This is a genomic window from Phocaeicola oris, from assembly GCF_021295095.1.
In the GTDB taxonomy this organism is placed as follows: Bacteria; Bacteroidota; Bacteroidia; order Bacteroidales; family Bacteroidaceae; genus Phocaeicola; species Phocaeicola oris.
Genome location: NZ_JAJLQX010000002.1, coordinates 168,206 through 181,119 on the forward strand (window position 1 = coordinate 168,206; position 12,914 = coordinate 181,119).

Sequence of the window (12,914 nt, forward strand, 5' to 3'; positions counted from 1 at the left end):
AATGTAGCATAATATTTAAAGTTTATAATATGTCTGTTTTAACTATTGCAATCGTAATCGCCTTTATCTTGGGCTATGCCTGTATAGCTTTAGAGGGTGTTACAAAAGTCAACAAGGCTGCTGTTGCATTGCTGATGTTTGTTGTCTGCTGGACAATCTATATGATCAACCCCGGACAATACATTACAGGAGTCGAACCCGATCAGATTAACAACGCTGTAAACGATATTATTGAGCGTCACTTGGGGAGTACATCCACTACATTGTTTTTCCTGATGGGTGCCATGACCATTGTTGAGATTGTCGACCAGAACGGAGGATTTAACTTTGTCCGAGAGACTATGAAGACAAAGTCGAAACGAACACTTCTTTGGCGTATAGCATTCATGACCTTTATTCTTAGTGCTATTTTAGATAACATGACCACTACTATCGTAATGGTTATGGTACTTCGCAAATTGGTTCAAGAACATACGGACAGAATCATTTATGCCGCGCTTGTCATCATTGCAGCCAATTCAGGTGGGGCTTTCTCTCCTATCGGAGATGTGACAACCATCATGCTTTGGAACCGCAACCTGATTAGTGCTGCCGGAGTCATTAAAGAGGTATTATTGCCATCTATTGTTTCAATGGTCATTCCTGCTTTAATACTGCAAACACAGTTGAAAGGTGAATTGACCACTCCGGATACGTCCATCACGAACAAAGGGGCGGAAGATTTCACGTCAAAGCAACGCAAAACCATCTTCTTTCTTGGTGTAGGCGGTCTCTGTTTCGTTCCTATCTTCCGTTATCTGACAAATCTTCCTCCATTCGTAGGCATTCTGCTCATCCTTTCTGTTCTGTGGGTTACTACAGAGTTGTTCTATCATCATTTGCAGAAAGATGAAAAAGGTGGAATGAATAAGCGAGTTACCAACTTGCTCACGCACATTGACTTAAGTACTATTCTTTTCTTTCTTGGCATTCTGATGGCTGTCAGCTGTCTGGAAGAGGTTGGGGTGCTGACTACTGCCGGTCAATGGCTGAACGACGTATCGCATGGTAATCATTATATCGTAACCGGTGTCATTGGCGTTATCTCCAGCATTGTTGATAATGTTCCGTTAGTTGCCGGATGTATGGGTATGTATCCGTTACAGGTTGCAGGCGATTTTGCTATTGATGGAATCTTCTGGCAACTGTTGGCTTACTGTGCCGGTGTAGGCGGTTCAATGCTGATTATTGGCAGTGCTGCCGGCGTTATTGCCATGGGATTGGAAAAGATTTCGTTTGGTTGGTACATGAAGCATATTACATGGATTGCCTTTGTCGGTTATATAGGCGGTATATTCACTTATTATCTGCTGAAGACATTTGTTTACTAATCCCAACTATACAGAAAAGACCATAGGAATTTCTTTCTTATGGTCTTTTTTATATCCATTGAATAGGGTGTGTATTACAAGATGAGCCTTTGAACTTATAATATCTCTTCAATATATCCTTACGTATTAGAATGGCAACTGCTATGCGTCACCAGATGCACGTTAATGACATCCGATTTACTATTCCGATGGAAGACTTTCCATCTCTTTTAAAATTCCTACTGCTTTCTCTACGGAGTTAACATCTCTTATAATCATACTGCGCTTTCCGTTTTTATCACGCAAATTACAGTTCCTCGGATGCTTTCCGATATAAGCAATCAGTTTCCCGAAAGCATTGCTCTGATAATAAGGGCTGTCAAGTCTGGACACCAAAAAGAGCGTCATCTTACCTGCTTTAAGGAATACTCTTTCTATGCCCAAATGTTGTGCCATTCTTCGTAACGGAACCACTTTCAGCAACTCCTGCCCTTCTTTCGGAATTTTTCCAAACCGATCTTCCAAACGAACTTTGAAAGCCTCTACATCTTCGTCTTTTTCCAATCCGTCCAGCTCACGATAAAGTAACATTCGCTCACTGCTGCTCGGTATATATTGGTCGGGAAACAGCAGCTCCAAGTCACTTTCTATCTGACAATCATCCACAAAGTTCTCTCCGCTGAATAGCTTACCGTTATTCTTGATCTTATCTTGATCGGCAAACAGTTCCGCGAACTCATCCTCTTTCAGTTCATGAACAGCTTCATTCAGAATCTTCTGATAAGTCTCATAACCTAAGTCGGCAATGAATCCGCTTTGCTCCGCGCCCAACATATTTCCGGCACCACGAATATCAAGGTCCTGCATTGCCAAATGAATACCACTGCCTAAATCACTGAAATTCTCAATGGCCTCCAAACGACGACGAGCCTCCGGTGTCAAACTTTCTCTTGATGGAGCCAACAGATAACAGAATGCTTTTTTATTACTTCGTCCTACACGCCCCCGCATCTGATGTAAATCACTCAATCCAAAGTTTTGCGCGTTATTAATGATGATGGTATTCGCATTCGAAATGTCTATTCCATTCTCCACTATCGTAGTGGAGAGCAATACATCATAATCATAATTAATAAATCCGGTAATAATCTCTTCCAACTTCTCCGGATCCATCTGTCCATGACCAATGGCCACACGGCAGTCCGGAATATTCTTTTGAATCAAAGCTTGTAAATCAGGCAAACTTTCTATTCGGTTGTTCACAAAAAAGACCTGACCGTTACGACTCATCTCAAAGTTAATAGCCTCGGTAATAATTTCCGCGTTAAATGCATGTACTTCCGTCTGAATAGGATAACGATTAGGAGGAGGAGTCTGAATAACAGACAGATCGCGTGCCCCCATCAAAGAGAATTGCAGTGTACGAGGAATGGGAGTAGCGGTCATGGTCAACGTATCCACATTAACTTTCATCTGACGGAGTTTCTCCTTTACACTTACGCCAAACTTCTGTTCCTCATCAATAATCAACAAGCCCAAATCTTTAAACTTAACAGACTTTCCTATCAGTTTATGAGTACCGATTATAATATCTATCTTCCCGCTTGCCAATTCTTCCTTTATACACGATACATCCTTTGCCGAACGAGCACGCGTCAAGTAATCCACCTTACAAGGGAAATTCTTCAAACGCTCCGTAAATGTTTTATAATGCTGGAAAGCCAAAACAGTAGTTGGCACTAATACGGCCACTTGTTTCCCATCGGTTATCGCTTTAAAAGCCGCCCGAATGGATACCTCTGTCTTACCGAAACCGACATCGCCACAAATCAATCGATCCATCGGACGGTCACTCTCCATATCTTTCTTGACATCTTGAGTGGCTTTCAACTGGTCGGGGGTGTCTTCATAAATAAAGCTGGTTTCCAGCTCCTGTTGCAAATAACTATCAGGAGAATATTGAAAACCTTTTTCTTTCTTCCGCTGAGAATAAAGCTTTATCAAGTCGCGGGCAATATCCTTAATCTTGGTCTTTGTCCGGTCTTTCATCTTTTCCCATGCGCCGGTACCCAATTTGCTCAGACGAGGTTCCTCACCTTCCTTACCTTTATATTTTGAAATCTTATGAAGGTTATGAATAGAAACAAAAACGATGTCATCATTCTGATAAATAATTCTGATAACCTCCTGTGTAGAATTCCCATTAGGAATCCGCGCCAGTCCGCCAAACTTGCCAATACCGTGATCGATATGAACAATATAATCGCCTATTTCAAACTCATTCAGTTCCTTTAGCGTAAGAGCAACTTTACCACTACGAGCCTTGTCACTCTTTAAATTATATTTATGAAAACGATCAAAAATCTGATGGTCGGTAAATACGCAACACTTCAGCTGATTATCCGAAAAGCCTTCGTGAAGGGTTTTATTGACCGGAGTAAATGTAATTTTATCCCCTCGTTCCTCAAAAATATCTTTCAGACGATCGTTCTGCTTTTGACTATCAGAACACATATATATGGTATAGTTCTCCGAAAGATAATCCTTCAGAGAAGTGCTTACCAAATCAAAATTCTTATGATATATAGGTTGAGGAGCTACGTCAAATTTTAAAGAACCCTGAGGAGTTCCTGTCGGTTTCAATCCAAACTCTATCCGCTTAAAATCCAACACTTCTTCAGTAAACTTCGAGCCGTCTATCAACTTCTTATTCAAATCCATCAACTCCTGCTTATCGCCTTCGTATGCTTGTAAAGCTTGAGGGGATACTGCTTCATCATGAATAGACTGAATATTCTCGCGAACCCAAAGTAAATCTTTCAAAGCAATGATAGTATCCTCCTGAATAAATTTAAAAAAAGAAACACCTTTCAATAAATCTTCCTTTGTGAACTCAGGAACAATAGATATACTATCCTTTTTCTCTTTAGACAACTGCGATTCAACCTCAAAAGTTCGAATACTATCTATCTCATTTCCAAAGAAATCAATACGAAAAGGATATTCGGACGCAAAAGAATACACGTCAATGATACTGCCACGCACAGCATATTGACCAGGTTCATAAACATAATCTACCAAATTAAAACCAAAATCGAACAATTGCTTCTCTAAAGATTCTACTTCAACATGCTGGCCTACACTAAACTCAAGAGTTTTTGCGCTCATCTCCAACTTAGACACTACTTTCTCAGCCAATGCCTGAGGATAAGTAACAATTGCTATTGCATCGCCCGATTGCAATCTATTAAGCACTTCTGTACGGAGTATCTCGTTAGCTTTATCTTTTTGTCCGTACTTAATAGCCCGTCGGTAAGACGAAGGGAAAAAAAGAATATCAGCATCGCCATTTATCTGAACCAAATCATGATAGAAAAAACCGGCCGATTCTAAATCGTTCAAAATAAAAACAATCGTTTTCTTATTTTCTTTGATAACAAAAGAAAAGAATAAGGTTGCCGAAGAGCCACGTAGTCCGCTCAGGAAAATTGTTCTTACCGATTTTTTTTCCAATAATGAAACCAGTCCCTTTCGGTTCGGATGACCGGCATAAATTCGTTGAATTTCCGAAATGTCCATAATCTACTTATACCGCCACAAAGGTATAACATTTATCTAATTCCTTTTCTTTTCTTAGGAAGTATTTAGGAAAATAGGTACTTTTGTAAACATCATGGCATAAAATTTGCGATAATTGAAGAAAAAACTAATATGATTGGATTTAAAATATATAATGATGAAGAGACAACGATTCTGGATCTGATTGCAAAACATCGAATCAAAGAAGCGCTTGTCCAAATCCATACGATGGCTTCAGAATCACAGAATTGGAGACTTCTCAGTGATATTGATGAACTACAGACATCATACAATTTAATGCTGGACTATTCCCGAAAGGGTATAAACGATCCTGACTTTAAAGAAGTGTACGACAAAATGATTCGAAAAGTTTATGACTTATGGGATGTGGCACGCATTGAGAAAAGCGTACTCACAGATCCGAATAAGTACTTCAGTCGAATCAAAAGGAACTATGACAAAATTAATTCACATGAATATTACAATCTTCAACTATATTTAGAGAATTATACGGAAGATATGGCAACAGCTCCCGGGCTTTACCCTGATGAAGCAAAGCGGAAAGAGGAAATTGACCATATCAAGCAGCAACACGAGCTCGCAGTGACCGAACTGTTTGAAAAAGTATGGACTTCATCGCATTGGAATGATGAAACAGAAGCGACAATGTATTCTATACTCAATTCTATGCTCATTTCGGTAAACGACCTTTGTGTACTTGTCAGTGCTGTTACCATGGCCTTATTGAAACTTTTTGATATAAAGAAATACATGTTCCTGATCAAGGCTTACCAACACAAGAACATCATGATCAATCAGCGTGCTATCGTTGGTCTGGCATTCGTTTCTATCGTTTATGACTGGCGAGTTATCCTTTTTCGTCAAGCAAAATCAGCCTTGGAAGAGTTATGTGCTGATGAGAAATTCATCAACAATCTTTACACTATCCAAATGCAACTCTTGCTAACTCGTGAAACGGAAAAAATAGATCGAAAAATGAAAGAGGAGATTATTCCGGGAATGATGCGTAATACCGGTCGCGGTCAGCATATTGGCTTCGAAGAAAATGATGATGACGAGAATTTTAATCCTGAATGGGAAAAGCAAATGATGGATTCCCGCTTAGCTGATGAACTACGAGCCATGGGAGAACTCCAAATGGCAGGAGCTGACGTATATATGAGCTCTTTCGCTCAATTCAAGCATTATCGATTCTTTAAAAAAATGTCTCATTGGTTCTACCCTTTCGATCTTCAGTACCATGAACTTTCAGCACTTAACGAATTTGATGACGAAAAAGAATTTTCATTGATGTGGATGCTAAAATCAGACTTATTCTGTAACTCTGACAAATATTCTTTCTGCTTTAATCTGATAGGAGCCCCCGCTTCTATCCGGAAAATGATAGTCTCTCAATTAAACCAGAATATAAATAACCTCAGCGAGGAAGAACAAGAGCAATTAAAAGAACAATTAGGCGGTCAACTCAATCAACAACAAATTAGTCGTCAGTATATTCACGATTTATATCGTTTCTTCAAACTATGGGATTACAGAAATGAATATATTGACATATTCCGAACCGGCTGTCAACTTTGGCATAGCAAAGATTTGAAAGATGCATTAAGCGATATAAAAGAACAAAAAGCAATTGCCGATTATTTGTTGCAAAACGGATACTTGGATGAAGCTTTTACCTTATATTCTACACTTTCTGAATCAGATAAGAGCAATTCTGAATATTACCAGAAACTGGGCTACATACAAGAAGTTAATAAGAAATTAGACGCAGCCATTAATTGGTATAAAAAATCTGAATTACTGCATCCTGATGACAAGTGGACATTAAGACATTTAGCATTATGTTATATGAAAACCGAACAATATCGTCAGGCTTACGATTATTATAAACAACTGATAACTATAGATCAGAATAACTTAAAACTTACCATGGAAATGGGGCGTTGCCTGATCATGATGCAACAGTTCGAAGAAGCATTACCTTATTTCTTTAAAGTAGAATATCTGTCTGATAAACCAAACGAAGCCCGACGAGCTATTGCATGGTGCTCTTTCGTAACCGGCAAACATGAGCAAGCACAGAAATATTACGAGTTATTATTACAAGAACCTACTCCAAAACTGCAAGACTGGATGAATGCAGGTCACTTGTATCAAGTTCTTAACATGAACGATAAAGCGATCACATGCTATAAAAATGCCATGAACCTGAGCGATAGCTTTGATAAGTTCACCCGTTTGTATCAAGAAGATGAACCTTATCTGAAAGCACAAGGTCTAAGCGAAGAAAAGATTCGTATCTTACCCGATGAACTATTGTAATCCGGAAGAAAATTTGTAGTTTTGGCAAAAATATGTTTGAACATGAATAAGTTTATCCGCGTTTTATCATTATTCAGCTTAATAATTTTTATGGCATCTTGTTTCGGCGAAGACCGTACGGAAGAATATAATAACCTTGTATCCGACGACAAGTGGATTGATGAAGTGCTGGAAAAATATTATCTCTGGAATGATAGTTTAACAGAAGTTTCTGAATCAGACTATTTCAATGACGCTAACGATTTTCTTGCTAAACGAGTCTATAAAAAGGCTTTAGATGGAAAAGGTGATACGTTTTCTTATATTGAGTGGAAAGATACAATTTCAACTCGCGTCAACATCAACCGTACTTCGGGCTACGGATTTGAATTTGAAGTGATGACCGACCCGTTAAGAACTACAGCTCATACCATGGCTCGCGTTCTTTATGTCATGCCGAACTCTCCGGCTTCGGAAGCCGGACTGAAACGTGGAGACTGGATCACAGCTGTCGGCGGAGATCAGCTAACTGTTAATAATTACACCAAACTAATTGATGGGGATGCCACTTCACTTTCCCGTTCCAAAATAGTTTATGATCAAGACAGCGTACGCTTATGGAAATCTTTAGATATAGTACCAATCGGAAAATCTCGTTTCGTTGAGCTGAATCCTTTCTATCTGGATTCCGTCTACACCATCGACAATCAAAAAATTGCTTACATGGTTTATAATGAGTTCAGTACAGGACCCAAAAATCAGAGTGGAGAAACAGAATATGGGAACCGGATGCTGAATATTTTCGAACGGTTTAAAGCCATAGGTACCGATACTTTTATTCTCGACCTGCGCTATAATTCAGGAGGATACCTGACTTGTGCGCAGGAATTGGCAAGCCTGTTAGTCCCCGCTTCCGCACTTGGAAAAACATTCTGTACATTAAAGTATAATGAAACCGGAAACTTAAAAGATGAAACAATTCTTTTAGACCCAAAATATCAAATGGGAAACCTCAACTTAAACAAATTGTATATTATAACGTCTCGTTATACGGCATCAGCTTCCGAGGCTGTCATCAACTGCTTGAAACCTTACTTCGGAAAAGATAACATCATCGTTGTGGGCGAGACTACTTATGGGAAGCCCGTCGGTATGCAAGCCTTCAATGACGAAAAGCATAAGTTCATTATCTGGCCTGTCGTTGCATATATTTTAAATGCCGAAAATACAGCAAATTATAATAATGGAATCGCTCCAAATTATGAGTTAAACGAACGAAAGCTTATAGATTCGCTTTATCCTTTGGGTGATACACGCGAATATTTGCTGCATAACACACTCGCCCTTATTACCACCGGATCTGTCAGCAATAAAAGTTATAGTTTTAATAATAACACCACTACGATTCTGCAAACATCCCTCAACAAACATAATAAACGCGGAATTATCATTCACTGACTTTTGAATAAATTGCAAGAAAATAAGATTATTTTCAGAATTATTTCCTTATTTTTGTGGTATTAAACTATTTACCCTATGGGAACAAATGACAGTATTGTAATCATTCCTACTTACAACGAAAAAGAAAACATTGAGAATATTATCCGGGCCGTCTTTAGCTTGGAAAAACAATTCGATATTCTTATCATCGAAGATAATTCACCTGATGGGACGGCCGGCATCGTTCGCCAAATGCAACAGGAGTTTCCAGACCGTCTGTTCATGATTGAAAGAAAAGGAAAATTGGGATTAGGAACAGCTTATATTGCAGGATTCAAATGGGCTATTGAACAGAAATACGAATTTATCTTTGAGATGGACGCCGATTTCAGCCATAACCCGAACGACTTGCCACGTTTATATGAAAAATGCGCGAAAGAAGGCTATGACGCAGCTATCGGATCACGCTATATCTCAGGTGTCAACGTTGTAAACTGGCCGATGGGACGCGTTCTCATGTCTTACTTCGCCTCAAAGTACGTACATATTATTACAGGCATCCCTATACATGATACAACAGCCGGATTTATGTGTTACCGACGTGAAGTTTTAGAAACCATTAACCTCGACAAAATACGTTTCAAAGGGTATGCTTTCCAAATAGAAATGAAATTCACTGCTTACAAATGTGGATTTAAGATTGCCGAAGTGCCGGTTATTTTTGTAAACCGACGATTGGGAACATCAAAAATGAACTCCAGTATCTTTGGTGAAGCTTTCTTCGGCGTTATTCAACTGAAACTATTTAGTCTACACCATAAATATCCTCAAAAAAAACAAGCATGAAAAGAACATGGATTCAACATGCACAGATAGTCAACGAAGGTAAGACGCAAAAAGGTGGACTTGTCATCGAGGACGAGGTTATTGCTGAAATCCTTAAAGACGATGAACAGCCTTTTGCTCCCGTTGACGAACAGATAAACGCAGAAGGTCTTCATCTTCTTCCGGGAGTAATAGACGAACACGTTCATTTTCGTGACCCCGGATTGACTTACAAGGCCGATATCCATTCGGAAAGTATTGCTGCCGCTGCCGGAGGCGTTACTTCGTTTATGGATATGCCAAATACAAATCCTCAGACAACCTCATTCGAAGCATTAGAAAACAAATTTTCCGATGCAGCAACAAAGAGTATAGTCAATTATTCCTTTTATTTCGGAGCAACGAATACCAATGCCGATTTGCTCCATCAGTTGGATAAGCAACGAATATGCGGTGTAAAACTATTTATGGGCGCATCAACCGGTAATATGTTAGTTGACCGTATGGAAATACTGAAACAAGTATTTCAACGCTCGCCCATCATCATCGCTACACATTGCGAAGAACAGTCGATTATTAAAACAAATACGGAACATTTTCGTGAAGAATACGGGGATGATCCCGATATATGTTACCATCCGCTTATACGCAGTGAGGAAGCCTGTTATCACTCGTCTGCATTAGCTGTTAAATTAGCTAAGGATTATGGCAGCCGACTACATATCCTGCACATCAGCACGGGAAAAGAACTGAATCTTTTTGAAGACAAGCCTTTGGAAAAGAAAAAAATTACCGCGGAAGCAACCGTTTCTCACCTTTATTTTTGCGATAAAGATTATAAAACGCTGGGAACCCGTATCAAATGTAATCCGGCTATCAAGTCGGAAACAGACCGTAACGCATTGCGTAAAGCACTGCGTACCAACATTATTGATACTATTGCCACCGACCATGCGCCTCATCTTTTAAACGAGAAGCAAGGTGGCGCGCTCAAAGCTGTTTCGGGTATGCCAATGATTCAATTCTCACTTCCGGCTATGCTGGAACTCGCATATCAGGGAGTACTTTCCATTGAACAAGTAGTCTGGAAAATGACTCATGCTCCTGCTTCAATTTATCAGGTAAAACATCGCGGCTTCATACGGAAAGGATTTAAAGCAGATCTGGTGCTGGTTGATTTGAATAATCCGTGGACTGTTACATCCGACGATATTCTTAGCAAATGTAAATGGAGTCCGATGGAAGGACAAACATTCCATTCGAAGGTGATGAAAACTTTCTGTAACGGACATCCGGTATTCGACGGAACAAAAGTGGATGAAGATGTTCACGGTGAAGAATTGAGGTTTACGCGATGATCAGACATTTTCAAATACACGAAGTTAGTGATTATATTCATTGGATCTATTTTTTCCATGCATGGGGCTTTACTCCTAAATTCGCCGGAATAGCTGATATACACGAATGTGATGCCTGTCGGACACAATGGATTCATTCTTTTCCTTTAGAAGAACAGTCGAAAGCTGCAGAAGCATCTAATCTTTACCGAGAGGCGGTGAGGATGCTGAATGAACTCGACCGGCAATACCAAACACATGGGATTTTCATTCTGGCAGATGCCAATTCCGATGGTGACGATCTGATACTTAATGATATACGCCTGCCATTACTTCGTCAGCAATCCGATAATTCCGATTTCCTTTGCCTAAGCGATTTTGTCCGCCCGCTATCGTCCGGAATAAAAGATCAGGTGGGCGTATTCGCCACCACTATCGACGCAAAGGTAGAACACCTTTTTGATAATGATGACTATAAACGCCTGTTAGTACAGGTTCTTTGCGACCGTCTGGCTGAAGCTACTGCTGAATGTTTCCATGAGCAGATACGTAAATCTGTCTGGGGATACGCGCCCGATGAACATCTCACTATAGATCAATTGCACAAAGAGGAATATCAAGGCATCCGTCCGGCTGTCGGTTACCCATCTATGCCTGATGTATCGGTTAATTTTATCCTTGACAAACTAATCGATATGAAACAAATCGGCATCCATCTCACAGAAAATGGAATGATGCAGCCTCACGCTTCGGTCAGCGGACTCATGTTCGCCCATCCTAAAGCTCATTACTTCGAAGTAGGTAAAATAGGCATGGACCAATTAGAAGATTATGCTCGTCGGAAAGAAGTATCGACGGAACAAGCGAAAAAATATTTAGCAAATAATTTATAATATATTATGGTATTAATCAGAACTTTAATTTTCCTTTTCATCATATTGATTCTCCCCGATTGGTATATATACCAACGGTTTATTTGTAAATCGGACAAGCGATGGATAAAAATCTGTTATTGGATTCCAACCACACTGTTGCTGCTTGGTATAGTCACCATTGCTATTACGCACGACTTCTACCCTGCAAGTATGCAACGACTGAGTTACTTCATACTCATCTTCTTCATACTCATATTCCCCAAGTTGATTTTCACGCTTATCTCGTTAATACTTACACCCATACGGAAAATATGGAAAGGAAATAAAACAGGAGAATATATCGCATTGGCTGTTGCTGCCTTTGCGCTTGGCGAATTGATTTACGGGGCCACAGAGGGTAAACAGCACTTCATGGTGCGTAATGTGACCATTCCGTTCAAAGATTTGCCTCAAGCATTCGACGGATACCGCATTCTTCAGATTTCCGATATTCATTCAGGTAGTTGGACAGGTAACGCAAAAGCCATTCAAAAAGCAATCAACATTTGTAATGCTCAACATGCCGACCTCGCTCTATTTACCGGCGATATGGTCAATAATCTCGCCTCGGAATTGGACGAGTTTATCCCTATTCTCAGTCAACTCCGGGCAAAAGACGGAGTATATTCCGTACTGGGTAACCACGACTATTCTACTTATATACATTGGAAAGACAAACGGATGCAGGAAAAACAAATTCAAGACCTTATTAATAAAGAAAATAATATGGGGTGGCACATGCTTATTAATGACCATGTCATACTGCACCACGGAAACGACAGCATTGCTATAGCAGGAGTGGAGAACAGCGGTAACCCTCCTTTCCCCGATCGAGGCGACTTGCCGAAGACGCTGAAAGGTTGCGATGGAGTGTTTACAGTGCTGATGAGCCATGACCCAACGCATTGGGATAGGAATATTCTCCCGGAAACCAAGGTGCAACTCACCCTCTCCGGACATACACATGAGATGCAATTCAGCATACTCGGATTCAGCCCCATCATGTTCAAATATAAAGAACATAACGGACTCTATTGGAACGGCAACCGCGCGCTGTTTGTCAATGTCGGCTTAGGATATGTCATGTTCCCGTTCCGCATAGGAGCATGGCCGGAAATCACGGTCATCACGCTGAAAAAAGCATAACT

Annotated in this window: 8 protein-coding genes; 7 read left to right on the forward strand and 1 reads right to left on the reverse strand. The window is 40.0% G+C overall.

Annotated features, from left to right (window positions below):
* Positions 1-29: 29 nt before the first annotated feature.
* On the forward strand, positions 30-1,370 hold the full coding sequence (nhaD, locus tag LO761_RS02290; RefSeq protein WP_272816702.1) for a sodium:proton antiporter NhaD: 1,341 nt from the start codon (positions 30-32) through the stop codon (positions 1,368-1,370).
* Positions 1,371-1,550: 180 nt separating this feature from the next.
* Here the strand turns inward: nhaD and mfd are convergent, their stop codons facing one another.
* The gene (gene mfd / locus LO761_RS02295; protein ID WP_272816703.1) at positions 1,551-4,928 is read right to left on the reverse strand and encodes a transcription-repair coupling factor; all 3,378 of its coding nucleotides are present in this window, start codon (positions 4,926-4,928) and stop codon (positions 1,551-1,553) included.
* 132 nt (positions 4,929-5,060) lie between these two features.
* On the opposite strand from mfd, the gene LO761_RS02300 reads away from it, so the two are divergent.
* From LO761_RS02300 to LO761_RS02325, 6 genes are all read left to right on the forward strand, one after another.
* Positions 5,061-7,271: a tetratricopeptide repeat protein gene (locus LO761_RS02300; protein WP_272816704.1), complete on the forward strand. Its 2,211-nt coding sequence runs from the start codon at positions 5,061-5,063 to the stop codon at positions 7,269-7,271.
* 42 nt (positions 7,272-7,313) lie between these two features.
* Positions 7,314-8,708 carry a S41 family peptidase gene (locus LO761_RS02305; protein WP_272816705.1) on the forward strand — a complete coding sequence of 465 codons (1,395 nt, stop codon included), beginning with the start codon at positions 7,314-7,316 and terminating at the stop codon, positions 8,706-8,708.
* Positions 8,709-8,786: 78 nt separating this feature from the next.
* Positions 8,787-9,536: a polyprenol monophosphomannose synthase gene (locus LO761_RS02310; protein ID WP_272816706.1), complete on the forward strand. Its 750-nt coding sequence runs from the start codon at positions 8,787-8,789 to the stop codon at positions 9,534-9,536.
* A complete protein-coding gene (locus tag LO761_RS02315; protein ID WP_272816707.1) occupies positions 9,533-10,873 on the forward strand; it encodes a dihydroorotase in 1,341 nt (446 codons plus the stop codon). The genes LO761_RS02310 and LO761_RS02315 overlap by 4 nt, the downstream gene beginning before the upstream one ends.
* Positions 10,870-11,745, forward strand: a complete 876-nt coding sequence (locus LO761_RS02320; RefSeq protein WP_272816708.1) for a vitamin B12 dependent-methionine synthase activation domain-containing protein — start codon at positions 10,870-10,872, stop codon at positions 11,743-11,745. The genes LO761_RS02315 and LO761_RS02320 overlap by 4 nt, the downstream gene beginning before the upstream one ends.
* Before the next feature lie 6 nt (positions 11,746-11,751).
* Positions 11,752-12,912, forward strand: a complete 1,161-nt coding sequence (locus LO761_RS02325) for a metallophosphoesterase (RefSeq protein WP_272816709.1) — start codon at positions 11,752-11,754, stop codon at positions 12,910-12,912.
* Positions 12,913-12,914: the final 2 nt, after the last annotated feature.

What these genes read in the sequence shown, in the direction of transcription:
- nhaD (WP_272816702.1), top strand. Translation starts at nt 30, where the DNA reads ATGTCTGTTTTAACTATTGCAATCGTAATCGCCTTTATCTTGGGCTAT.
- LO761_RS02300 (WP_272816704.1), top strand. Translation starts at nt 5,061, where the DNA reads ATGATTGGATTTAAAATATATAATGATGAAGAGACAACGATTCTGGAT.
- LO761_RS02320 (WP_272816708.1), top strand. Translation starts at nt 10,870, where the DNA reads ATGATCAGACATTTTCAAATACACGAAGTTAGTGATTATATTCATTGG.
- LO761_RS02315 (WP_272816707.1), top strand. Translation starts at nt 9,533, where the DNA reads ATGAAAAGAACATGGATTCAACATGCACAGATAGTCAACGAAGGTAAG.
- LO761_RS02325 (WP_272816709.1), top strand. Translation starts at nt 11,752, where the DNA reads ATGGTATTAATCAGAACTTTAATTTTCCTTTTCATCATATTGATTCTC.
- LO761_RS02310 (WP_272816706.1), top strand. Translation starts at nt 8,787, where the DNA reads ATGGGAACAAATGACAGTATTGTAATCATTCCTACTTACAACGAAAAA.
- mfd (WP_272816703.1), bottom strand. Translation starts at nt 4,928, where the DNA reads ATGGACATTTCGGAAATTCAACGAATTTATGCCGGTCATCCGAACCGA.
- LO761_RS02305 (WP_272816705.1), top strand. Translation starts at nt 7,314, where the DNA reads ATGAATAAGTTTATCCGCGTTTTATCATTATTCAGCTTAATAATTTTT.